This window comes from Actinoplanes sp. NPDC048796, from assembly GCF_040650035.1.
GTDB lineage: Bacteria > Actinomycetota > Actinomycetes > Mycobacteriales > Micromonosporaceae > Actinoplanes.
On record NZ_JBEZGO010000001.1, the window covers coordinates 1,038,566 to 1,061,583 of the forward strand.

Below are 23,018 nucleotides of genomic sequence, written 5' to 3' on the forward strand. Positions count from 1 at the left end.
TGAATTATCTCGTCGACACCCGGGGCAGGCCGGCTGTTGGCCGTGAGCACTGGGGGGTCGAAGCATGAAGACGTCACTACACAAACACGACCTCGTCGACACAACCGAGATGTATTTGCGCACCATCCTCGAGCTCGAGGAGGAGGGTGTGCCGCCGCTGCGCGCGCGGATCGCCGAGCGGCTGCACCAGAGCGGCCCCACGGTGAGCCAGACGGTCGCCCGGATGGAGCGCGACGGTCTGCTGACCGTCGAGAACGACCGTCACCTCGTGCTGACCGACGAGGGCCGGACCACCGCCGTCTCGGTCATGCGCAAGCACCGGCTGGCCGAGCTTCTGCTGGTCAACGTCATCGGCATGCCCTACGAGGAGGCCCACGAGGAGGCCTGCCGCTGGGAGCACGTGATGAGCGACTCGGTGGAGAAGAAGGTCTACGAGCTGCTCAACAAGCCGACCCGCTCGCCGTACGGCAATCCGATCCCCGGCCTGGAGGCGCTCGGCGTCCCCGACGAGGAGGACGAGGACCTGCTGGACAGCGCGGCCCAGGTCAGCGCGGGCGAGCGCAACCTGGCGTTCCCGGGCCTGACCGGCAGCGTCGTGGTGCAGCGCATCTGCGAGAGCGTGCAGACCAACTCCGACGTGCTGCGCCAGCTGCACGCGGCCGGCATCGACCCCGGTACGACGGTGACGGTGGCCCAGGAGCGCGACGGCGTGACCATCGATCGCTCCGGCGACAAGATCCGGCTGCCTCGCGAGGTGGCGTCACGCGTGTTCGTGGCGGCGCACTGAACTACCCGCTCGTCGTGTCCATCGCCTTGGCGTAGCTGAACAGATTCTTGTTCATCGCCGTCACGGCGGTGGGCTTCGCGTTTGCGGCGAAGGTGAAGCGGAGCGTCCGCATCTGCTTCGCCGCGCTGAGCCAGCCGATCTCGGTGGCCGGCCCGTGCCCGCCGCCCGCCGGCGTCTTGAGCAGATAGGCGGCCTGGCCCAGCCCTTTGAGCCGGGTGCCCTTGGCCGGCATGAGGTCGTCGAGGAACTGGTCGGCGGTGGCCGTGGTGCTCTTGACGACGGACAGGGTCAGGTCCGGGTACGCGGCGCCGACGGTCTGCACCACGCACGTCGACGTGGAATCGACCTGGTTGGCGGCGGCCACAGTGAACTGGACGCCGATCGCCTTCTTGATGGACGCGTAATCCCAGAGGGCGCAGGCTCCGCCGGCCGAGGCCGCGGGCAGCTGCTCGGCCTTCTCCACCGGGGGCGGCGCCGCGGGCTGCTCCGCGACGGGCTTGTCGTCGCAGGCCGCGAGCGCGAGCAACGTGACAGCGCCGAACACGACGGGACGCGAGCGCACGGGCGATCCTTCCGGTGAGATCCGGGCACACGGTACTGGCCCGCCCCGCGCAGCGAAAGGCCACCAAAGACACCCTTAATGTACGCAGGGTAACTTGACACCCGTCGTCAAGCGCCGGGAGGATGGCGCGGTGGGCGAGAACCAGCTGGTCGAGCAGATCGTGCGGCTGCTCGGCGTCCGCCTGCTCGACCCGCTCGAGGTGCTGCTCGAGGGCGACGACGCGGTCGAGGCGCTGCGGTCGCTCGTCCGGGCCCGGGCGCGCCGATGGGCCGCCACGCTCGACGGCGACGACGAGACGGCGGCTCTGATGATGGCGGCCCGCCTGATCGCCACGCTCCACCCGGCCGACACGCCGTTCGACCCGCCGGCCGAGTGGTGGGGCACCCCGCTGGGGCGGGCCGTGGCCCGGCGGGCCGGACACCCGGGCGCCGAGGCGGTGTCGTACGCCACGGCCGGCGCCATGCTCGGCATCACCCGGCAAGGGGTGCACGACCTGGTCAAACGGGGACGCCTTCCCCGCCATCCGAACGGCGGCGTGCCGTCGGCGGCCATCCGAGACCGGCTACGCGGCACCGAGCCGCGAGGAGGACACCATGATTAACGACCGCCTGATCGACGCCGGCGACCTGCCACTCGCGGTCCGCGACTTCGGTGGCGACCAGCCGCCGCTGCTGTTGCTGCACGGCGCCGGCGGCAACCTGGCCCAGATGACCACCCTGGCTCGCGCGCTGCGCCCGAACCACCGGGTGATCAGCGTCGACCTGCGCGGGCACGGCCGCTCCGGCGAGGGCACCTGGACCTGGGACGCGGCGCTGGGCGACCTGGCCGCGGTCTGCGTCCAGATGGAACTCGACCGGCCGGCCGTCGTCGGCCACTCGCTCGGCGGCATGCTGGCCGCGATGTGGGGCCAGCGGCACCCCGAGACGCCGGGTGTGGTCAGCCTCGACGGCAATCCGCCACCCACCCGTACCGAGCACCTGCCCGGAATGGAACCGCGGAAAGCCGCGGCCGAGTTGAAGCGGCTGCACGCCATCTTCGACCAGCTCGAGGCCCGGGCCGGTCAGGTGATCGAGGCCGACCAGCTGCCCGACATCGTCGAGTCGCAGCGCATGGCCGCCCGCGACATGGGCGCGAACGAGAAGGTGTGGATCGAGGGCTTCCGCCGCAACCTGGTCCACGAGAACGGCGAGACCTCGACGCGCCCGTCCGCCGCGGCCACCTCGCAGCTGCGCGAGCTGATGAACGAATTGGATCTGGGTCCGGTGTACGCGGGTACGACCTGCCCCGAACTGCTCGTGCTGCCGACGCGCGACCTGCCCGAGCAGGAGCCGTTCGCCGAGCTTTACGCGGCCCACCGGCGGTTCGTGGTGGAGCAGGCCCAGGCGGCCCGGCACCCCCGCTACATCTCGCTCGAGGACACCTCGCACGCGATGGTGATCGAGCAGCCGGCCGTGCTGGCCGGGCTGATCACCGATTTCCTGCGTACGGCGTGAGGCGGGCCAGACAGCTGGACCACCCCGCCTCGTACATCCGGGCGGTCTCCTCGTCGATCTCGGAGTGAACGACACGCACGTCGGTGCCCGCGCCGGCCGGGGTCAGCTCGATGGTGACCCGGCTGTCGCGGTCGTCGCCGGACCAGCGCCACGACTGCACGAGGCGCCGGGGCGGGTCGAGCTCGAGGTAACGCCCGGCGAAGCCCATGCCGTCGGCGTCGATGCCGAATCCGCCGCCCACCACAGGATCGGAGACGGCCCGCGGGCGCAGCCGGGCCGGCCAGTACCAGGCGGCGAGCTCGGCGGCGTCGGTCAGCGCGGTCCACACCCGCTCGGGCGGCGCGTCCACATGAGACGTGACGACAGCCTGCTTGTCATGGCTCATCACCCGACCCTAGGGCCTCGGGCATGATCGTGGGCATGACTCGTACTGTGCGCGCTCTGGTCGCCCTCGGCCTTCTGCTGACGACGGTCTCATGTGCCCGGTCGCGGCCGGCGGTGGGCAAAGACGCGGACCGTACGGGTCTGGGCACCGTGGCCGCCGCCGACCTGGGCTTCGAGCGTCACGCGGGCGCGGTGGAGTGGCCGGCCAGCTCGGACTGGGTGCCGCCGGGCAGCGGAGTGCGCGCGCTGATGCCGTTGAAGTCGTGCGTGCTGGCCCTCGGCGACTACCAGAACGGCTACCGCGCGGTGAACGCGAACTGGACGGGCACGCCGGCATGCGACCGGCTGCGCCTGGATCCGGCGCCCTCCGCCGCACGAGGCAGCGGCGAACTGCCCGACGGCTGGCCGGGCGGCGGGGTGAGCGCGGACGCGGCAGTCGCCGAACCGGGCGGCACGATTCTGGCCGCTTCCAGCAGCGGCCTGGCCCGCTACCGCAACGGCGAGCGGGAAGAGCTGGCCCGGGCCGACCTGTCCAAGCCCGGCTTCGAGGGGCAGGGGTCACGCAGCCGGGTCGGCGGCATGGTGCGTACGAGCAGCGGTCGGATCATCATCAACGCCGACCTGATCGACGCGGCCGGGCCGCCACCGGCGGTGCTGATCTCGAACGACAACGGCCGGTCGCTGCGCCGCGTGAACCTGCCGGCGCCGGGTGGCCCGCCCCGGGCGGTACGCCAGCTCCTGGCGGTCCTGGCCGCCGACGGCGACACGGTCGTGGCGATCGGGTACGGCTGGGAGAGGCCCGGCGCCTGGCGCTCCACGGACGGCGGCCGCACCTGGCGGGTGGCAACGGTCGACGGTCTGCCGGAACAGCTGATCCTGACCCGCATCGTCCACAGCGGAGGCCGGTGGACGGCGTTCGGCGGCGTGGACCGGACGGAAAAGGGTGAGCAGGACACGACGTACGTGCTGACCAGCACCGACGGGCTGCACTGGAAGCCGGGCCCGACGGCGGGCCTGGGCGTGGGACGGCTCACGGACGTCACGGTGGACAGATCGGGCACGATGGTGGCGACCGGCGTGATCGACGACTCCCGCCCGACTCCCGGCGACTACTGCGGCGTCGTCTGGCTGGGCGACGGCACCAGATGGCAGCGCGGCGAACTGGGTTGCGGCGACGCCCCACCCCAGGCGGTAACCACATTGCGCGACGGCCGCGTCCTCATAGCCGGCAACCGCGACTTGTGGCTACGCGCCGCCGCCCCCTGAGCCGAGCAGCATGCCTCACCCGTTCCCCTGACCCATCTCGCGCGAGCCGCCAGGATGCCACTGGAACGTTCCAGCTGTACCACTGCCCGACACAAAGCGGGCGGATCGCATGGAACCTTCCAGCTCAGACCAGCGCCCGGCACAAGGCGGACGAAAGGTACGGCACCTCCCAGCTCGGGCCGCTCCCCGGCAGGAGGTGGGCGGCCAGCGCGGCACTCCCGCCTTGCCCCACTCGACGCGGCTGTGCGGGCGGGCAGCGCGTTACCTCCCGCCTTGCGCCACCCGGCTTGGCTGTGCGGGCAGGCGGCGCTCCTCGCCTCGGGCCGCTCCCCGGCTCGAAGTGGCGCCAGCGCTTCGAGCCCGGGCCAACCCGGCCGGGCGGAGGGGCGCGGCGCTTCTCGCCTTGGTTACTCCGCAGGGGGCGCGGCGCTTCTCGTCTCGGTTACTCCGCGGGGCAGGGAGCACGCGGCGCTTCTCGCCTTGGTTACTCCGCAGGGGGCGCGGCGCTACTCGTCTCGATTACTCCGCAGGGCGGAGAGGACGCGGCGCTTCTCGTCTTGGTTACTCCGCAGAGGGCGCGGCGCTTCTCGTCTTGGTTACTCCGCGGGGCAGGGAGGGCGCGGCGCTTCTCGTCTTGGTTACTCCGCAGAGGGCGCGGCGCTTCTCGTCTTGGTTACTCTGCGGGGCGCAGGGGGCGGGCGGCGGATGAGGCGAACAGGCCGACGGCCAGGGCGGCGAAGACGCAGAGGATGGCCCGAAGTACGCCGATGTGGTCGGCCAGGAGGCCGATGAGGGGTGGGCCGGCCAGGAAAGCGCCGTACCCGATGGAGCCGGCCACCGAGACGCGGATGGCGGCTCGGGTGGGGTCGTCGGCGGCCGAGCTCATGCCGATCGGGAAGCCGAGGGAGGCGCCGGCGCCCCAGAGCAGGGCGCCGGCGATGGCTACCGGCACCGAGATCTGGGTGACGACCAGGAGCAGGCCCAGCGCGGCCGAGGCGGCGGTCGCCCGCAGGGTGACGACGCGGCCCCAGCGCTCTATCGCGTAGCCGCCGAAGAGGCGGCCGAGGGTCATCGCCGTGACGAAGCCGCCGAACGCGATGGCGCCGACGGTTTCGCTGGCGTGATAGCCGTCGACCAGGCCGATCGCCAGCCAGTCGTTCGCGGTGCCCTCGGTGAAGCCGAAGCCGAGCATGATGAGGCCGATCAGCACGGTACGGGGTTCGCGCCAGGCCTGCCGCACGCTCATCGCGGGCTTCTGGCCCGCGGGCAGCGGCTGGTGGGGCAGGAAACGGCGTACCGTCGGGGTCGTCACGCAAGCCGCAAGCGCCGCGGTGAGATAGAGCTGCGCCCAGATCGGCAGGCCGGAGGCCGCCGCGAGGGCGCTGACGCCGGCGCCGAGCACCGTGCCGAGGCTGAAACCGGCGTGGAAGCGCGGCATGAGGGTGCGACCGATCCGCCGCTCGACGTCGGCCGCCTCGACGTTCATGGCAACGTCCCACGTGCTGTTGCCCAGGCCGGCCAGCACCAGCCCGAAGCCGGCCAGCGGCACCGAGCCGAGCAGCGTGCCGGTGGCGAGCCCGGTCAGGCCGAGGACCATCGACGTGCTGCCGATGAGGATGGCCCGGGCCGGGCCGACCCGTTGCACGAGCGGGCCGGCCAGCGGAATGGCCGAGATCGCGGCCGCCGAGAGACAGAGCAGGAGCAGCCCGAACCCGGCCGGTGAAAGGTCCAGGCCGTCGCGCACGGCAGGCGCCCGGGCGAGCCACCCGGCGTACGCGAGGCCGTTGGTGGCGAAGGTGAAGCCGACCGCGAACTTCGCTCGGTCGAGGCGCCGGCGTTCGAGGTCGATAGCGGTCACGCCCCGAACTTACACGTTAAAGGTCCGGCCCTGATCGGCTTCGGCGCGCTCCTGATCCTGGTTGCGACGGTCTACCTGAGGGCGAAAACCGTCGTATCGAGGCCGGCGACGACCCGGGCGAGATGCCCCTCCGGCCCAACCATCGCGCCCACGTCTGAGCCCGCCATGCGCATCCGGCCCGGCGGGGGTAAGGCGACAGCCTCCCCGCCCGGTGTGGGCGAGGAGGCTGTCGGATTCGGCCAGGGCTGAAGGTCAGCTGCAGCCGGAGGTGGAGCCGCAGCCCTCGCAGACGTAGCAGCTGCCGGCGCGGCGCATCTTGGTGCCGCAGGTGAAGCAGAGCGGGGCGTCGGCGGACTGGCCCATGACGATCTCGAGCAGCTCGGTGGAGGAGCCGACCGAGGCCGGGGCGGCCTTTTCGGGGTCGGTCGTGGGCTCGGTCACGACGAGCTTGGGCTCGGCCGGAATCTCGGCAGACGTGACCTCGGCGGCCGGGGTCACCGGGGCCGAGGCGGCCATGCCGGCCAGGTCGACCGGGGCGGCGGCGGCTTCGGCGGCGGCCTCGGCCTGCACCTGGGCGGCGCGCTCCTTGGCCGTGAAGATGCCGAGGTCGGCGCGGGTGTCGTACGGCAGGAAGTCGAGGGCCAGGCGACGGAAGATGTAGTCCATCACCGAGCTGGCCATGCGGACGTCCGGGTCGTCGGTCATGCCGGCGGGCTCGAACCGCATGTTGGTGAACTTGCTGACGTACGTCTCGAGCGGAACGCCGTACTGGAGCCCTATCGAGATCGCCACCGAGAAGGCGTCCATGACGCCGGCCAGGGTGGAACCCTGCTTCGACATCTTGAGGAAGACCTCGCCGAGGCCGTCGTCCGGGTAGGACGACGCGGTGAGGTAACCCTCGGCGCCGCCGACCGAGAACGACACCGTCTCCGACGGGCGCTTCTTCGGGAGGCGCTTGCGGACCGGGCGGTACTCGACGACCTTCTCCACGACCTTCTCGACCTCGGTCGAGGTGGCGGCGGGCTCGGTCGGCGCGGCGTCCTTCTTCTTGCCGGCGGCGGAGAGCGGCTGGCCGACCTTGCAGTTGTCGCGGTAGATCGCGAGCGCCTTCAGGCCGAGCTTCCAGCCCTGGTAGTGGATGTTCTCGATCTCCTCGACGGTCGCCGTCTCCGGCATGTTCACCGTCTTGGAGATGGCGCCCGAGATGAACGGCTGCACCGCGGCCATCATGCGCACGTGGCCCATCGGGGCGATCGCGCGCTCGCCCATGGCGCAGTCGAAGACCGCGTAGTGCTCCGGCTTGAGGCCGGGGGCGTCGACGACGTTGCCGTGGTCGGAGATGTGCTCGACGATCGCCTCGACCTGCTCCTCGGGGTAGCCGAGGCTGCGCAGCGCGCGCGGAACCGTCTGGTTGACGATCTGCATCGAGCCGCCGCCGACGAGCTTCTTGAACTTGACCAGGGCCAGGTCGGGCTCGATGCCGGTGGTGTCGCAGTCCATCATCAGGCCGATGGTGCCGGTGGGGGCGAGCACGGAGGCCTGGGCGTTGCGCCAGCCGTTCTTCTCACCGATCTTGTTGCCGGCCTGCCACTGCTTGGTGGCCTCCTTGACGATCGCGGTCGCGACGGCGTTGGCCGGGCGGATCGCGTCGTTGGCGGCGGCGTGCTTGCGCATGACCCGCTTGTGGGCCTCGGCGTTGCGGGCGTAACCGTCGTACGCGCCGACGACGCCGGCCAGCTCGGCCGAGCGGCGGTAGGCCGTACCGGTCATGAGCGAGGTGATCGCGCCGGCGACGCTGCGGCCCGCCTCCGAGTCGTACGGAAGACCGGACGCCATCAGCAGAGCGCCGATGTTCGCGTAGCCGATGCCGAGCTGGCGGTAGGCGCGGGTGGTGACGCCGATCCGCTCGGTCGGGAAGTCGGCGAAGCAGATCGAGATGTCCATCGCGGTGATGATGAACTCGACGCTCTTGACGAACTTCTCGACCTCGAAGCCGCCCTCGGGGGTCAGGAACTTCATCAGGTTGAGCGAGGCCAGGTTGCAGGACGAGTCGTCCAGCGACATGTACTCCGAGCAGGGGTTGGACGCGGTGATGCGGCCGGTCTCGGGGTTGGTGTGCCAGTCGTTGATCGTGTCGTCGTACTGCAGACCGGGGTCGGCGCACTCCCACGCGGCCTTCGCGATGTCGCGGAACAGCTTCTTGGCGTCGACCCGCTCGATCTCCTCGCCGTGCAGACGGCCGCGGAGGGCGAAGTCGCCACCCTCCTCGTACGCCCGCATGAACTCGTCGGAGACGCGGACCGAGTTGTTGGCGTTCTGGTACTGCACCGAGACGATGTCGGAGCCGCCCAGGTCCATGTCGAAGCCGGCGTCGCGCAGGGCGCGGATCTTGTCTTCCTCGCGCGCCTTGGTCTGCACGAACTCCTCGATGTCGGGGTGGTCGACGTCGAGGATGACCATCTTGGCCGCGCGGCGGGTGGCGCCACCGGACTTGATGGTTCCGGCGCTGGCGTCGGCGCCGCGCATGAAGCTGACCGGGCCGCTGGCCGTGCCGCCGGAGGAGAGGAGTTCCTTGGAGGAACGGATGCGGGAGAGGTTGACGCCGGAGCCGGAGCCGCCCTTGAAGATCAGCCCCTCCTCCTTGTACCAGTCGAGGATGGAGTCCATCGAGTCGTCGACCGAGAGGATGAAGCAGGCGCTGACCTGCTGCGGCGACGACGTGCCGACGTTGAACCAGACCGGCGAGTTGAAGCTGAACACCTGGTGCAGCAGCATCCAGGTCAGCTCGTGGTCGAAGACCTCCGCGTCGGTCTTGGTGGCGAAGTAGCCGAAGTCCTCGCCGGCCTTGCGGTACGTCTGCACGACCCGGTCGATGAGCTGGCGGAGCGACTGCTCACGCTGCGGGGTGCCGACCGCGCCCCGGAAGTACTTGGTGGTGACGATGTTGGCCGCGTTGACGCTCCAGTCCTTCGGGAACTCGACACCGCGCTGCTCGAAGTTGATCGAGCCGTCCCGCCAGTTCGTCATGACGACGTCGCGGCGCTCCCACTCGACCTCGTCGTACGGGTGGACGCCCTCGGTCGTCCAGACCCGCTCGACCCGCAGCCCCCCGCTGCCGGCCGGCGCGCCGTTGCCGTTCGCCCGGCTGCGCTGCCTGCCTGCTGTTACGCCGTCCCCGGCCATACTGCTCCCCCTCGTAACTACTACGTCTGCCACTACTACGTGTGCCGCTGAAGCTTGCTCTAGCTGTTGATCTTGGGTGCGCGACCGCCGGATCGCGGCGCCACGGCGTGTCGCACCGCGGCCTCCCGGGCGGTCGCCGCCTCACGGAGCGCGGTGATCTCCTTCTCGAACTCGTCGAGCGAGTCGAAGGACTTGTACACACTGGCGAAGCGCAGGTAAGCCACCTGGTCGAGATCACGCAACGGGACGAGGATCGCCAGGCCCACCTCGTGGCTGGGAATCTCGGCCGCGCCCTTGGCCCGGACGGTCTCCTCGACCTTCTGCGCGAGCAGCGCGATCGAGTCCTCGTCGACGGGCCGGCCCTGACAGGCCTTGCGGACCCCACTCATGATCTTCGTACGGCTGAAGGGCTCGGTGACTCCGCTGCGCTTCACGACGGCGAGAACCGCTTCCTCGACCGTGGTGAACCGCTTGCCGCACTCGGGGCACGAGCGGCGGCGACGGATCAGCTGACCGTCGTCGGCCTCACGTGAGTCGACGACGCGCGAGTCGGCGTGACGACAGTACGGGCAGCGCACCGTGAACCCCCTTCAGCAACCTCCGACACGGAATCCGGACATGGCAAAACGCAGCGTCGCGCTGGTGGACACCAGCTCGCCGCTGTGGACGGCCTGTGGATAACCGGTGGGAGGTAACCCCAACCTGTGGATGACTTACACCCTTGTAACTACTAGATGTTGGGGTAGACGCTATGCCCCGGCGGACGCGGACGCAAGTTCAGTGGCGTGCCGACGCGCCGTATTTTCCGACTCAACACGAGCGGTTGATCTTTCGTTACGGTTCGAGTCGATCAAGAGCCGTAGGGCAAGATCAAAACATCGCCCGGGTGTACGCCGTACCCGCTCAATCCATTGAGCCGGCGCAACTCGTCGACGCCCGCCTGACCATGACGGCCAGGCAACTCGCGCGCCGCGAGATCCCAGAGCGTGTCACCCGGCCGGACGACGATCGTAGGCGGCGGGCCGGCGGGCGGCTCGTCAGCCCGCGACGCCGTGGTGAACAACACGGCACTGGCCAGCGAAGCCAGGACAACGAGAAGACCAAGGACCACGGCCCGTCCGCGCCGGGTGAGCCGCAGGGGCGGTTCCGCGTGCCGTACGCCGTTGGTCACCATCAGTCTCGCCACCCCGCTCGACCTCGGAAAATGATCACGGGAAATGTGATCATCGTACGGGCGTTCGATCGAACGCCCGTACGACGGTCTATCAGAACAGGCGTACGGAAGTCGAGCACTTCCGGGCGACACGCCGGAAGAATGTCGTACAGATGTTTGAATATGTCGTACCGCGCCATTACGGTTCTCCCTCAAGAGGGGTCAGCCGGGCAGGCGCCATCCCCACGGCGTTCCGCACCGGCTCCGCGAGAGCACCACGTGCCGTGAGGCACTGGCCGACAGGGAGGGCGGACGTGTCGACCGACGACCGGACGAGCCGGCAACACGAGAGCAAGCCAGACAACGGAGCGACCAGCACGGCCGCCCTGCGACGTCGCTCGCCGAGCCGCGGACGCGCCGCCGACGCACCGCAACTGCGCTCCGTCACCCCGGTGGTCAGCCAGTTCCCCGACCCGGTCACCGCCGAGCTGACCGCGCGCCAGCGCAAGATCCTCGAGTTCATCCGGGGCTGGGTCGAGCGCTACGGCTACCCGCCCAGCGTCCGTGAGATCGGCGAGGCGGTCGGCCTGGTGTCGCCGTCCAGCGTCGCCTACCAGCTCAAGGCGCTCGAGACCAAGGGCTTCCTGCGCCGCGACCCGAACCGGCCGCGCGCGGTCGACGTGCGCTCACCCAACGAGCTGGTCGACGACGAGGCGCTGCGGTCGGCGCGCCCCCAGCCGGCGTACGTGCCGCTGGTGGGCCGGATCGCGGCCGGCGGGCCGATCCTGGCCGAGCAGGCGGTGGAGGAGTTCTTCCCGCTGCCGCGCGAGCTGGTCGGCGAGGGCGACGTCTTCATGCTCGAGGTCAAGGGCGACTCGATGATCGACGCCGCGATCTGCAACGGCGACTGGGTGGTCGTCCGCCAGCAGCCCACCGCCGACGCGGGCGACATCGTGGCCGCCATGATCGACGGCGAGGCGACGGTGAAGAGCTACCGCCAGCGCGACGGCCACGTCTGGCTGATGCCGGCCAACCCGGCCTTCGACCCGATCCCCGGCGACGACGCCACCATCATGGGCCGCGTCGTGGCCGTCCTCCGCCGGGTCTAGCCGGTTCCCGCGACCGGCGCGCGCCAACAGAACAAGCCGGCCAGCGGACCGGGGCGGACCGGGAAACTTGGGCGGCCAGCGAGACCCGGGCGGCCAGCGATACCGGGACAGGCAGCGGCACAAGTCGACCAGCGGGACCGGGACGGCCAGCGGCAAAAGCCGGCCAGCGGGACCGGGACGGCCAGCAGAACAAGTCGGCCAAGACCGGGGCCGCTAGCAGAACAAGCCGGCCAGCGGGACCGCGGTCGGCGAGCGGACGGACGGGCCGGTAGGAACATCCCGGTTGGCCGGGAACGGGACGCGCCCGGAGGAACAGGTCCGCCGGGCGCGTACAGAGAGCTGGGACGGGGTGGCTAGCGAGGGCCGTAACCCGGGCCGTAGCCGTGCTGCGGGTTGTCGAAGCGGCCTTCGGGGTGGCGGGCGTAGTCGTTGCGCTGCCGTCCCGGCTCGGGGCGGCCCTGCTGTGGGCCGGCGCCGTAGACGCCGCCGCCCTGCGCGCCGCGCGGCGGCTGGGGGCCGCGCGGAGGCTGCTGGCCGCCGCGTGAGGGCTGGCCCTGCGGGTTGCGGGAGGGCGGCTGACCGTCACGAGGCGGCTGGCCCTGGGGACCGCGACCGGGCTGACCCTGTGGGCCCCGCGCGGGCTGGCCCTGCGGGCCTCGCGGCGGCTGGCCCTGCGGACCGCGCGCGGGCTGACCCTGGGGACCCCGCCCCGGCGGCTGCTGCCCGCCGCGAACCGGCTGACCTTGCGGACCGCGCGCCGGCTGGCCCTGCGGACCACGAGCGGGCTGACCCTCCGGACCCCGCGCGGGCTGACCCTGCGGACCACGCGCGGGCTGCCCCTGAGGACCGCGAGCCGGCTGACCCTGGGGGGCGCGACCGGGCTGACCCTGCGGGCCCCGCGCGGGCTGGCCCTGGGGACCACGCGCCGGTTGACCCTGCGGACCACGAGCCGGCTGGCCCTGCGCACCACCCGCGGGCTGACCCTGTATGCCCCGAGCCGGCTGGCCCTGCGGGGCACGCCCGGGCTGGCCCTGCGCACCACTCGCCGGCTGGCGCTGAGGACCGCGAGCCGGACCACCAGCGGGCTGACCCTGCGGAGTGCGACCGGGCTGGCCCTTGGCGCCACCCACCGGCTGGCCCTGCGGGCCGCGAGCCGGCTGGCCCTGCGGGCCGCGGGCGGGCTGGCCCTGCGGGCCGCGGGCGGGCTTGGCGCCGCCGTAGACCCCGGGGCCCGAACCCGCGGCGGCCGGCACCGCGCCGGACGGTGGCTTGGCTCCGCCGTAGACCGCGCCGGAATTCGCGCCGTCCGTCGAGGGGCGTGTGGGGCCGCCCTTGCCGCCGTAGACGCCGGCCCGCTGTGGGGTGCCGCCCACGCCGATCAGCTCGGTTTCCGGCTCGCCGTCCAGCGGGTTGTCGAAGCCGTCGACCGGCTCGTCGGGCTCCTCGGCCGCCCGCTTACGGAAGCGGACGATGCCGAGCACGCCGACGCCGACCAGGATCAGGCCCAGCACGCCGACGCCGGCCACCGCGTACGTGATGTCGCTCAGCTCGAGGTCGGCGTACCACTTCTTCTCCTCGCCCTCGCCGCCGCTGGCGGCCGCCTTGGCCACCGTCGTGGCCGGGGCGTAGCGCAGGATGTAGTTGGCCGCCTCTTTGTCACCGCTCATGTCCGACGTGGTGTAGAAGAACTTGCCGTCGGGGCTGTAGGTGATCGCCTCGCCGAGCGTCTCGTTCGGCAGGCCGGTCGTGCGGGGCTTGTTCTTGATCGCGCCGAGCACGTCGCCGTTCGTCACGTCCCACTCGAGCGCGTCGGTGTACGTGCGCAGGACGACCTTGCCGCCGCCGGGGGCGATCGCGGCGCCGGAGATGGTCTTGTTGCCGATCCGGGCGTACGGGTTGCCGGCCGTCTGGGTGCCCGAGACCGTGAGCTTGGCGGCGAGTTTCATCGGCACGCCGGTCTTGCCGGTCTTCAGCGCGGCCGTCGGCTGGTAGATGTAGGCCGACGCGTCCTGCTTCTGGATCTCTTTGGTGACGATCAGCGGGACGCCGTTGCCGTTCAGCAGCAACGCCTCGGCGTCGTGGTGGGCGTCGGGGTAGGTGAGCCGGTAGAGCACCGGCTCCGACGCGCCCGAGACCGGCATCTTCCACAGGGCGATGGACTCGCGGGTCTTGTCGTTGTCGAAGTTGTTGTCGCCGATGTCGGCGATCCACAGGGTCGAACCGTCGGCCGAGAGAACCATGTCCTCGGTGTCGAACGGGCCCTTGCCGCTGTAGGAGACCTCTTTGACGACCGCGCACTTGGCGTTGAGGAAGAAGATCTTCTTCTTCGTGTCGTCGAGCGTGCCGTCGTTGACGACGATGTAGCCGGTCTTGGTGGCGACGAGCCCGGAGACCTCGTCGAGCCGCTTGTCGGCGATCTTGCACATCTTCTTGCCGGCGACCGAGGGCGCGCTGACAACTGGTGCCGGATCGTCGGCAAACGCACTGGACGGACCGGCCATCACGAGCCCGGAGGCCACGATGACCGGAAAGACGAGACGCCGCATCCGATCAGTGTCGCATGCGGCGTCCCGTGCCGGTGTTACGCGTGGATCACCTCGCCGGTGACGCCGCACGCTCAGTGTCGGAACGACTCCAGTTCGCCAGCAAGCCGCTCGTCGACGCGGATCCGGAGCTCCGTTCCCTCGTCCAAATGGCGGGTTTGCAAGACCTGACCGGATCGATGAATCCGGGCGACCAGATCACCTCGGTCATAGGGCAGCAGAACGCGCAACTCGACCGCCGGTTTCGGCAGCCGCTCCGCGATGGCCGTGTGCAGCTCGGCGATGCCCTGCCCGGAGCGGGCCGACACGAAGACCGCGTCGGGCCAGGTCCGCTTCAGCCGCAGAATCGTCTCCTCGTCGGCGGCGTCCATCTTGTTGATGACCAGCAGCTCGGGCAGCGTGTCGGCGCTGACCTCGGCCAGCACCTCGCGGACCGCGCTCACCTGACCCTCGGGGTCGGGGTGGGAGCCGTCGACGACGTGCACGACCAGGTCGGAGTACGACACCTCCTCGAGCGTGGAGCGGAACGCCTCCACGATCTGGTGCGGCAGGTGCCGGACGAAGCCGACGGTGTCGGACAGTGTGTAGACACGGCCGTCCTCGGCCGCCGTGCGCCGGGTGGTCGGGTCGAGTGTGGCGAACAACGCGTTCTCGACCAGCACGCCGGCCTGGGTCAGCCGGTTGAGGATGCTGGACTTGCCCGCGTTGGTGTAGCCGGCGATCGCCACCGACGGCACGCCGCTGCTCTGGCGGCGGGAGCGCTTGGTCTGCCGTACGGTCCGCATGGCCTTGATCTCCCGGCGCAGCTTGGCGATGCGCTGGTTGATGCGGCGACGGTCGGTCTCGAGCTTGGTCTCACCCGGACCACGGGTGCCGACGCCGCCACCACCGGAACCGCCACCGGCGCCACCGCCCTGCCGGGACAGCGACTCACCCCAACCGCGCAGACGCGGCAGGAAGTATTGAAGCTGGGCCAGCTCGACCTGCGCCTTGCCCTCTTTGCTCTTCGCGTGCTGGGCGAAGATGTCGAGGATCAGCGCGGTGCGGTCGACCACCTTGACTTTGGTCTGCTGCTCGAGGTTACGAAGCTGCGACGGGGACAGCTCGCCGTCGCAGATGACGGTGTCGGCGCCGGTGGCGACGACCGCGTCCCGCAGTTCCTGCACCTTGCCGCGGCCGATGAACGTGGCCGTGTCGGGGCGGGAACGTCGCTGGATCAGACCCTCGAGCACCTGGGAGCCGGCGGTCTCGGCGAGCGCGGCCAGCTCGGTGAGCGAGTTCTCCGCGTCCTCGACGGAGCCCTCGGTCCAGACGCCGACCAGGACGACCCGCTCGAGCCGCAGCTGACGGTACTCGACCTCGGTGATGTCGGTGAGCTCGGTGGAGAGACCGGCGACCCGCCTCAGCGAATGCCGCTCCTCGAGCTCGAGCTCGCCGGTCGTGGGATCCGGCTCGTCCAGTTCGAGTACGGGTGCCTGGTAAGAGTTTCGCAAAAGTGTGACCTCCTCGGCCCCGATCGTGGCACGTTCGGCCTACCGAGCGCATCCACATAACGTGGCCGGGCGTTATCGATGGGATGGGTCTTCAGGCTGGTTCAGGGTGGCGGGCGGGGCGGTTGGACGGGTGTTGGAACCAGGCATAACGCCCCGCATGGAATCCGGTATTCCACAGGAGCAAGATTACGGTGAAGCACCCGCCAACGTCGGAGGGAACACCGTGGTGACCACCCGCCTGCCCAGCGCAGGATTCTCGATCACGATCCGGATAGCCGTGACCGCGGACGCCTCGTCCATCGGCCGGCTCACCACCTGCGTCGGCGAGGCCGGCGCGATCGTGACCGCTCTCGACGTGGTCGACTCCGACCCCAGCCGTGTCCTGGTCGACCTCACCTGTGACACCGCCGACTCGAGCCACGCCGACCAGGTCGTCAAGCAGCTCGAGGAGCAGGACGGCGTCGACGTCCGCAAAGTGTCCGACCGCACCTTCCTGCTGCACCTCGGCGGCAAGATCGAGGTGAGCTCCAAGGTCGCGCTCCGCAACCGCGATGAGCTGTCCCGGGCGTACACACCCGGTGTGGCCCGGGTCTGCATGGCCATCGCGGAGAACCCGGCCGACGCGCGCCGCCTCACGATCAAGCGCAACACGGTCGCCGTGGTCAGCGACGGCTCGGCCGTGCTGGGCCTGGGCAACATCGGCCCGGCCGCGGCCATGCCGGTCATGGAGGGCAAGGCCGCCCTGTTCAAGCGCTTCGGCGGCGTGGACGCGTGGCCGGTGGTCCTCGACACGCAGGACACCGACGAGATCGTGAAGATCGTCAAGGCCATCGCGCCGGCCTACGGCGGCATCAACCTCGAGGACATCGCCGCGCCGCGCTGCTTCGAGATCGAGGCCCGCCTGCGCGAACAGCTCGACATCCCGGTCTTCCACGACGATCAGCACGGCACGGCGATCTGCGTGCTGGCCGCGCTGACGAACGCGCTGCGCGTCGTCGGCAAGCGCCTCGAGGACGTCCGCGTGGTCGTCTCGGGCGCCGGCGCGGCCGGCACCGCGATCATGAAGCTGCTGCTTCGCCAGGGCGTGGGCGACATCATCGCGTACGACCGGAAAGGCGCTCTTCATCGCGGTATGGCCGACATGTCGGAGACCTGGCAATGGCTGGCCGACCACACCAACAAGAGCAACTACGAAGGTGACCTGGCCGGCGCGATCGTGGGCGCCGACGTCTTCATCGGCGTGAGCGCGCCCAACTTGCTGACCGGTGACGACATCGCCAAGATGGCCGAGAAGTCGATCGTCTTCGCGCTGGCCAACCCCGACCCCGAGGTCGACCCGCGTGAGGCCCGCCGGCACGCGGCCGTCGTCGCGACGGGCCGCTCGGATCAGCCCAATCAGATCAACAACGTGCTGGCCTTCCCCGGCGTCTTCCGGGGCATGCTCGACGTCAGCGCCGAGGAGTTCACCGAGGAGATGGCCCTGGCCGCGGCCCGCGCCATCGCGGACGTCGTCGGCGAGGACAAGCTGAACCCGACGGTGATCATCCCCAGCGTCTTCGACCCGCGGGTGACTCCGGCGGTCGCGGCCGCCATCCGCGCGGCGGTGCGGGGCCCGGCGCAGCACAACGCGGCCGCGCTCCCCGAGGTCGAGCTGGAAACAGCGCCAGAAGAGACCTTTTAAGTACGGGTCGTCCGACACCACCCATTCCAGCGAACGGCTGGGTGGGTGGTGCGGGCCGTTACGGGCTTCCGGGTTGTCCGGCAACGAAAGCTGAGGACCAGCCGGTCAGCTCCGCCACGTGATCGGTGATCAAACCGGCGACTCCGGCGGCGGCCAGCGCCGGCCACCCGGCACGGTCGTTGGCCGTCCACGGCATGACGTCGACGCCACGCGCGGTCAGTTCGGCGACCGTGTCCGGGTCGCCGAGGACGTCCGCGGTCGACGGATTGCAGCAGACGACGCCGAGGTCCTCGGCGAGCGCGAGGGTGTCGGCCTCGAAGCGCAGGCGGAGCAGGCCCCGGCGGACCGCGGGAGCGGCCTCGCGCACGAGGCGGAGCACCTCGGGGTCGAAGCTCTGCACGACGGTGCGGTCATGCAGGCCCGCGGCGGTCACCATCTCCATGATCGTCTTGATCTCGGGCAGGGTGGCCGGGGGTTTGATCTCCAGAAGGAGCTGCGGACCGGGCGGCGCCAGCAGCGAGAGCGTCTCGGTCAGGGTGGGGACGCGCACGCCCGAACAGGCGGGCGAGAACCACGCGCCGGCGTCGAGGGTGGCCAGGTCGGCCAGGGTCAGGTCCCCGACGTGGCCGGCCCCGGTCGTGGTGCGGTCGACCGTCCGATCGTGGATGACCACCGGGACGTCGTCAGCGGTGGTGCGCACGTCGAACTCGACGAAGGTCGCGCCGCCCCGCACGGCCGCCGCGAAGGCGGGCAGCGTGTTCTCCGGCGCGACCGCCGAATAGCCCCGATGCGCGACCCGGTGCAGACCGAACTCGGCGCCGCGCTCGGCCGCGCCGCGTTCGGCCGTGCCGGAGCCGGCGGGGATGCCGCCGGGTGGCGTCATCGGGTGAGGGCGTCCAGGTCGGCTTCGCCGGTGGCGACCAGGACGGCCGGGCCGGCCAGCCACCAGGCGTCGTTCTCGTCGTGGGTGACGGTCAGACGGCCGCCTGGGAGGTCGACCGCCACGACGCCGTGGGCCAGGCCGGCGTCGCGCAGCGCCACCGCGCCCACGGCCAAGGCGCCGGAGCCGCACGCCATGGTCTCGCCGGAGCCGCGCTCGTAGACACGCATGTCCACGTGGAGGTCGGCGTCCTCGATCGGGGACGCCGGTGTCACGAACTCGACATTCACCCCGGCCGGGAACAGGGCGGGGTCGAAGCCGGGCGAGACGGTCAGGTCGAGCGACTCCAGGCGCAGGCCGTCGTGCAGGGCGCAGACCAGGTGGGGGTTGCCGCAGTCGACGGCCACGCCCGGGAAGGTCAGCGGCCCGGTGGTCGCGGTGCCGGCCGCGTACACCCGAGGGCTTGCCATCCGCACCCGGACCTCGTCGCCGGCGAAGACCGCGACCACCACCCCGGCCCGCGTCGCGATCGGAAGGCCCTCCGCACCGGGCGTGGCCAGCCCGTGGGTGACCAGGTAGCGGGCGAAGACGCGGGTGCCGTTGCCGCACATCTCGGCGATCGAGCCGTCGGCGTTGCGGTAGTCCATGAACCACTCGGCCTCGGCCGCCCAGGCCTCGCCGTCGGAGTCCTTGGCGGTGCGCACGACGCGCAGGACGCCGTCGGCGCCGATGCCGAAGCGGCGGTCGCAGAGGGCGGCGACCTGCGACGGCGTCAGGTCGAGCGCGCCGTCGGGGTCGGGGACGATGACGAAGTCGTTGCCGGCGCCGTGGCCCTTGGTGAACAACACGCCGTCCATCATCCCGTAAGTGCCAGCGCGTCCGCCACGAGCGTGCCCGACGCCCCGTCCAGCCAGTGGATCGCCGGGTCACGTCGGAACCAGGAGCGTTGCCGGCGTACGAACCGCCGGGTCCCCCGTACGGTGTCCTCTCTCGCTTCCGGGGAGGACATCAGGCCGTCGAGCTCGGCGATCGCCTGCTGGTAGCCGAGCGCGCGTCCCGCCGTACGGCCCTCTCGCAAGCCGAGCGGAAGCAGCCGCCGGACCTCGTCCAGAAGTCCCGCCTCCCACATCAGATCGACCCGGAGCGCGATCCGCTCGTCCAGATCCTCGGTGGCGCGGTCCACCCCGATCTGCACCGACGGGTAGTACGGCGCCGGGTCGGGCAGGGACGCCGTGAACGGCTGCCCGGTCAGCTCGATGACCTCCAGCGCCCGCACGATCCGCCGCCCGTTCGACGGCAGGATCTTCTCGGCGGCCGGCGGATCGAGCGTGCGCAGCCGCTCGTGCAGCGGCGCCGGGCCCCCGGCGGCCAGTTCCTCCTCGAGACGCGCGCGCACCGCCGGGTCGGTGCCCGGGAACGAGAACTCCTCCAGCACCGCCCGCACGTACAGCCCCGAGCCGCCGACCAGGATCGGAACCCGTCCGCGGGCCACGATGTCGTCGATCGCGGCCCGGGCCAGCCCCTGGTATTCGGCGACCGCCGCCGGCTCGATCACGTCCCAGATGTCCAGCAGGTGGTGGGGCACGCCGTCGCGCTCGGCCGGGGTCAGTTTGGCCGTGCCGATGTCCATGCCGCGATAGAGCTGCATCGAGTCGGCGTTGACGACCTCGCCGCCCAGTTCGTGGGCTAGCGCGATACTCAGGGCGGATTTGCCCGCCGCGGTAGGCCCGACGACGGTTATCACGCGTGAAGGGGCTGGCGACGGCACGAAGCCACGGTAGGACACTGTTTGGCCACGGTCATCCTCGGGCGCTTCCCCGTAACCCGGTTGGACCTGTGACAATGCGCGAGAAAGAATGCCATGGAGAAGCTTGGCGTTCGACTGTGCTGTGGCGGTGGTCACCGGCTCTGCTGGCCGGCGACGCCGGGAAGACGAGGATGGGTCATGAACGACTGGACGGCCTTCGGGCGCGTGGATGCCGACGGCACCGTGTACGTGAAGACCGCTGAGGGCGACCGCGTGGTCGGCTCCTGGCAGGCGGGCACCCCGGAGGAGGGACTGGCCCACTTCGCCCGGCGCTTCGCCGACCTGGTGACCGAGGTCGACCTCGTCGAGGCGCGGCTGAAGTCGGGAGCGGCCGACGCGGCACACTCGCTGAGCAGCGTCAAGCGCCTGCGCACGGAGCTCGCCGAGGCGCACGTGGTCGGTGACATCGACGGGCTCAACGCCCGCCTCGACAAGCTCGCCACGCTCGCCGAGGAGAAGGCGGGCGAGGCCCGCGCGGCCCGCGAGGTGGCCCGGGGCGAGGCCCTGGCCCGCAAGACGGCCCTCGTCGAGGAAGCCGAGAAGATCGCCAACGAGGCCACCGGCTGGAAGACCGCCGGCGACCGCCTCAAGGAGATCCTCGACGAGTGGAAGACGATCCGCGGCGTCGACAAGAAGACCGACGGCGAGTTGTGGAAGCGTTTCGCGACCGCGCGGGACGGCTTCACCCGCCGCCGCGGCGCCCACTTCGCCACCCTCGACGGTCAGCGCAAGCAGGCCCAGACCGCCAAGGAAGAACTGGTCAAGGAGGCCGAAACCCTCTCCGAGTCGACCGAGTGGTCGGCCACGGCCAACCGGCTCAAGGACCTGATGGCCGAGTGGAAGGCCGCGCCGCGCGCCGCCAAGGAGGCCGAGCAGCGTCTCTGGGAGCGGTTCCGGGCCGCGCAGGACGCGTTCTTCACCCGCCGCTCCGAGGTCTTCTCCGCCCGCGACGCCGAGTACAAGGGCAACCTCGACCGCAAGCAGGCCATCCTGGCCGAGGTGGAGGCGCTCGACGTCGACGCCGACCCGCGCGGCGCGCAGAACAAGCTGCGTGACGCCCAGGCCGCGTGGCACGACGCCGGTCGCGTCCCCCGCGAGTCCGCGGCCTCGCTCGACCGTCGCTGGCGGGCCGCCGAGGAGCGCATCCGCGTGGCGATGGACTCGGCCTGGCGCAAGACCTCGCCGCAGGACAACCCGCTGCTGAAGCAGATGCGCGAGCAGGTCGCCGAGGCCGAGGACAAGCTGGCCCGGGCCCAGGCCGCCGGCGACGCCCGCCGGATCAAGGAAGCCGAGCAGGCGCTGAACTCGAAGAAGCAGTTCCTCGCTCTGGCCGAGCAGGCGAACTGATCGACGTCGAGCGGCCCGGTTCCCGCGGGAACCGGGCCGTCGCGTTTCTCAGGCGACCGCGAGGCTGAGGGCGCCGATCGTCTTGGCCCGCTTGGCCTCGTACATCGCGAGGTCGGCGCGGGCGACGACGTCGTCGGTGGAGTCGCCGGCGCGGGCCTGGGCGACGCCCATGCTGACCCCGATCCACGCCGGTTCGGCGCCGGCCGGGAACGGCTCGGCCACCATCGCGCGGATCCGGTCGCTGATCACATCGACCGCGCCGGCGCCCCGGCAGACGATGACGAACTCGTCGCCGCCGAACCGGCCGATCAGGTCGTCCTCGCGGACACAGCCTCGCAGCCGGTTCGCCACACCGACGAGCAGCTCGTCGCCCGCGGCGTGGCCGAGCCGGTCGTTCACCGCCTTGAAGCCGTCCAGGTCGCAGAAGAGCACGGTGAGTTCGGCCGGGCGGTCGGCCAGTTCCGCTGTCACGTGCTCGATCCAGGCCGCGCGGTTGGGCAGGCCGGTCAGCGCGTCCGAGGTGGCGAGCCGGCGCAACGCCCGCTCGGCCGAGCGCCGCGCCTCCGACAACCGGCCGACGCGCACCATGACCAGTGGGATCAGGGCCGCCGAGGAGACCGCCAGCAACACGCCGTCGGCGGGCTGGCTCAGCAGCACCCGGCCGCCGCCGATCACGGGACCGATCGCGAGCATGACACCCAGGAAGGTCAGCCGGGCCACGCTCAGGTGGTCGTCCGGCGCCGGGCCGGCCGCGGTGACGACCGCCGCCGACGGATGCAGCGCGGCGCAGCCGAGCGCCATGTAGGCGGCCAGGAAGACCATGTTCGTCCAGTCCGCGCGCAGGCCGGACGCGTCGACGGCGAGCGTCCCGGCCACGTTGCCGATCAGGGTGAGCCCGATCCCCGCGGTGAGCAGACGGACGGCGGTGATCTGCCCGGCCCCGACCGACGAGAGCCGGATCAGCGCCCCCAGCGCGCCGGTCAGCACGATGAGGTTGACGAACGCGCTGATCTTCCCGCTCGTGGAGACGCCGTCGACGGTGAGCGCCGGGAGGAGGACGACGTCCCACAGCACGCCGCTCAGCGCGACCGCCGTGATCACCGAGTCGATCACTCCGCCGGCGTCGCCCCGGCCGCGCTTGACCACCACCACGAGGGCCCCGGCCAGAACCACGACGTTGGCCACGCTGAACAGGAGGCCGGCCGCGCTGCCGTCGCCGGTCTCCCGGCCCCGCACGATGACCAGCCAGATCCACCAGAGGTTGCCGACGTTGAAGAGCGCGAGCGCCGCCAGTTGCAGCCACCACGGCGACCGTTCACCGCGGGGCGCCCGGCGCAGTGCGGCGCCGACGGCCGGCAGGGTCGCCAGCGTCACCAGCAGAAACGGCCATTGCCGCAGCTCGTAGGGCCACAGCAGGTAGCCGGCCACCATCGCCCCGGCGAAGGCTACGTACCACCGCAGCACCATGAACA

General features: G+C 71.1%; 19 protein-coding genes. 7 read left to right on the plus strand and 12 right to left on the minus strand.

All coding sequences use genetic code 11. From position 1 onward, the window contains the following. Window positions 1-64: 64 nt before the first annotated feature. Window positions 65-787, plus strand: coding sequence for a metal-dependent transcriptional regulator (locus AB0C26_RS04950; protein ID WP_360241632.1), 723 nt, complete (start codon window positions 65-67; stop codon window positions 785-787). Between the two features lies 1 nt (window position 788). Here AB0C26_RS04950 and AB0C26_RS04955 read toward each other — a convergent pair whose 3' ends face one another. Next, on the minus strand, window positions 789-1,349 hold the full coding sequence (locus tag AB0C26_RS04955) for a hypothetical protein (RefSeq protein ID WP_360241635.1): 561 nt from the start codon (window positions 1,347-1,349) through the stop codon (window positions 789-791). A gap of 94 nt (window positions 1,350-1,443) precedes the next feature. Here AB0C26_RS04955 and AB0C26_RS04960 point away from each other — a divergent pair, with 94 nt between their 5' ends. Beyond that, window positions 1,444-1,950, plus strand: coding sequence for a hypothetical protein (locus AB0C26_RS04960; RefSeq protein ID WP_360241638.1), 507 nt, complete (start codon window positions 1,444-1,446; stop codon window positions 1,948-1,950). Next, window positions 1,943-2,842, plus strand: a complete 900-nt coding sequence (locus tag AB0C26_RS04965) for an alpha/beta hydrolase (RefSeq protein WP_360241641.1) — start codon at window positions 1,943-1,945, stop codon at window positions 2,840-2,842. Before AB0C26_RS04960 ends, AB0C26_RS04965 begins: the two co-directional genes overlap by 8 nt. On the opposite strand, the gene AB0C26_RS04970 is transcribed toward AB0C26_RS04965, so the two are convergent. After that, the gene (locus AB0C26_RS04970) at window positions 2,817-3,227 is read right to left on the minus strand and encodes an SRPBCC family protein (RefSeq protein ID WP_360241644.1); all 411 of its coding nucleotides are present in this window, start codon (window positions 3,225-3,227) and stop codon (window positions 2,817-2,819) included. The two genes, AB0C26_RS04965 and AB0C26_RS04970, sit on opposite strands and share 26 nt — an antisense overlap. 35 nt (window positions 3,228-3,262) lie before the next feature. Between AB0C26_RS04970 and AB0C26_RS04975 the strand changes: the two genes are divergently transcribed. Further along, window positions 3,263-4,492, plus strand: a complete 1,230-nt coding sequence (locus tag AB0C26_RS04975; RefSeq protein WP_360241647.1) for a sialidase family protein — start codon at window positions 3,263-3,265, stop codon at window positions 4,490-4,492. Between the two features lie 673 nt (window positions 4,493-5,165). Here the strand turns inward: AB0C26_RS04975 and AB0C26_RS04980 are convergent. The 4 genes from AB0C26_RS04980 to AB0C26_RS04995 form a co-directional block, all read right to left on the minus strand. Beyond that, window positions 5,166-6,350 (minus strand): MFS transporter, encoded by a 1,185-nt coding sequence (locus tag AB0C26_RS04980; RefSeq protein WP_360241650.1) that lies wholly within the window; start codon window positions 6,348-6,350, stop codon window positions 5,166-5,168. Window positions 6,351-6,602: 252 nt separating this feature from the next. Then, a complete protein-coding gene (locus AB0C26_RS04985) occupies window positions 6,603-9,533 on the minus strand; it encodes a vitamin B12-dependent ribonucleotide reductase (RefSeq protein ID WP_360241653.1) in 2,931 nt (976 codons plus the stop codon). Between the two features lie 59 nt (window positions 9,534-9,592). Beyond that, complete coding sequence (gene nrdR, locus AB0C26_RS04990) at window positions 9,593-10,111, minus strand: transcriptional regulator NrdR (RefSeq protein WP_360241656.1); 519 nt, start codon at window positions 10,109-10,111, stop codon at window positions 9,593-9,595. Window positions 10,112-10,383: 272 nt separating this feature from the next. Further along, window positions 10,384-10,719: a LysM peptidoglycan-binding domain-containing protein gene (locus tag AB0C26_RS04995; RefSeq protein WP_360241659.1), complete on the minus strand. Its 336-nt coding sequence runs from the start codon at window positions 10,717-10,719 to the stop codon at window positions 10,384-10,386. Window positions 10,720-11,072: 353 nt separating this feature from the next. Here AB0C26_RS04995 and lexA point away from each other — a divergent pair, with 353 nt between their 5' ends. Then, on the plus strand, window positions 11,073-11,795 hold the full coding sequence (lexA, locus tag AB0C26_RS05000; RefSeq protein WP_245922850.1) for a transcriptional repressor LexA: 723 nt from the start codon (window positions 11,073-11,075) through the stop codon (window positions 11,793-11,795). Window positions 11,796-12,148: 353 nt separating this feature from the next. Here lexA and AB0C26_RS05005 read toward each other — a convergent pair whose 3' ends face one another. Both AB0C26_RS05005 and hflX read right to left on the minus strand, forming a co-directional pair. After that, window positions 12,149-14,341 (minus strand): hypothetical protein, encoded by a 2,193-nt coding sequence (locus AB0C26_RS05005; RefSeq protein ID WP_360241662.1) that lies wholly within the window; start codon window positions 14,339-14,341, stop codon window positions 12,149-12,151. Between the two features lie 71 nt (window positions 14,342-14,412). Beyond that, on the minus strand, window positions 14,413-15,831 hold the full coding sequence (gene hflX, locus AB0C26_RS05010; protein WP_360241665.1) for a GTPase HflX: 1,419 nt from the start codon (window positions 15,829-15,831) through the stop codon (window positions 14,413-14,415). A gap of 223 nt (window positions 15,832-16,054) precedes the next feature. Here hflX and AB0C26_RS05015 point away from each other — a divergent pair, with 223 nt between their 5' ends. Beyond that, window positions 16,055-17,512, plus strand: coding sequence for an NAD-dependent malic enzyme (locus tag AB0C26_RS05015; protein ID WP_360241668.1), 1,458 nt, complete (start codon window positions 16,055-16,057; stop codon window positions 17,510-17,512). Between the two features lie 58 nt (window positions 17,513-17,570). On the opposite strand, the gene AB0C26_RS05020 is transcribed toward AB0C26_RS05015, so the two are convergent. From AB0C26_RS05020 to miaA, 3 genes are read right to left on the minus strand one after another with little or no spacing between them, the layout of a single operon-like run. Further along, on the minus strand, window positions 17,571-18,395 hold the full coding sequence (locus tag AB0C26_RS05020) for a glycerophosphodiester phosphodiesterase family protein (RefSeq protein ID WP_360241671.1): 825 nt from the start codon (window positions 18,393-18,395) through the stop codon (window positions 17,571-17,573). After that, window positions 18,392-19,240, minus strand: a complete 849-nt coding sequence (gene dapF, locus AB0C26_RS05025) for a diaminopimelate epimerase (protein ID WP_360241674.1) — start codon at window positions 19,238-19,240, stop codon at window positions 18,392-18,394. Before dapF ends, AB0C26_RS05020 begins: the two co-directional genes overlap by 4 nt. A gap of 8 nt (window positions 19,241-19,248) precedes the next feature. Further along, window positions 19,249-20,136: a tRNA (adenosine(37)-N6)-dimethylallyltransferase MiaA gene (gene miaA, locus AB0C26_RS05030; protein WP_360241677.1), complete on the minus strand. Its 888-nt coding sequence runs from the start codon at window positions 20,134-20,136 to the stop codon at window positions 19,249-19,251. A 201-nt stretch (window positions 20,137-20,337) separates the two neighbouring features. Here miaA and AB0C26_RS05035 point away from each other — a divergent pair, with 201 nt between their 5' ends. Next, on the plus strand, window positions 20,338-21,546 hold the full coding sequence (locus tag AB0C26_RS05035; RefSeq protein ID WP_360241680.1) for a DUF349 domain-containing protein: 1,209 nt from the start codon (window positions 20,338-20,340) through the stop codon (window positions 21,544-21,546). Window positions 21,547-21,594: 48 nt separating this feature from the next. On the opposite strand, the gene AB0C26_RS05040 is transcribed toward AB0C26_RS05035, so the two are convergent. Beyond that, on the minus strand, window positions 21,595-23,013 hold the full coding sequence (locus tag AB0C26_RS05040; protein ID WP_360241683.1) for a GGDEF domain-containing protein: 1,419 nt from the start codon (window positions 23,011-23,013) through the stop codon (window positions 21,595-21,597). Between the last annotated feature and the right edge of the window lie 5 nt (window positions 23,014-23,018).

What these genes read in the sequence shown, in the direction of transcription:
- AB0C26_RS04975 (WP_360241647.1), top strand. Translation starts at nt 3,263, where the DNA reads ATGACTCGTACTGTGCGCGCTCTGGTCGCCCTCGGCCTTCTGCTGACG.
- AB0C26_RS05005 (WP_360241662.1), bottom strand. Translation starts at nt 14,341, where the DNA reads ATGCGGCGTCTCGTCTTTCCGGTCATCGTGGCCTCCGGGCTCGTGATG.
- AB0C26_RS05040 (WP_360241683.1), bottom strand. Translation starts at nt 23,013, where the DNA reads ATGGTGCTGCGGTGGTACGTAGCCTTCGCCGGGGCGATGGTGGCCGGC.
- AB0C26_RS05020 (WP_360241671.1), bottom strand. Translation starts at nt 18,395, where the DNA reads ATGACGCCACCCGGCGGCATCCCCGCCGGCTCCGGCACGGCCGAACGC.
- AB0C26_RS04950 (WP_360241632.1), top strand. Translation starts at nt 65, where the DNA reads ATGAAGACGTCACTACACAAACACGACCTCGTCGACACAACCGAGATG.
- AB0C26_RS04970 (WP_360241644.1), bottom strand. Translation starts at nt 3,227, where the DNA reads ATGAGCCATGACAAGCAGGCTGTCGTCACGTCTCATGTGGACGCGCCG.
- AB0C26_RS05035 (WP_360241680.1), top strand. Translation starts at nt 20,338, where the DNA reads ATGAACGACTGGACGGCCTTCGGGCGCGTGGATGCCGACGGCACCGTG.
- AB0C26_RS04965 (WP_360241641.1), top strand. Translation starts at nt 1,943, where the DNA reads ATGATTAACGACCGCCTGATCGACGCCGGCGACCTGCCACTCGCGGTC.
- AB0C26_RS04985 (WP_360241653.1), bottom strand. Translation starts at nt 9,533, where the DNA reads ATGGCCGGGGACGGCGTAACAGCAGGCAGGCAGCGCAGCCGGGCGAAC.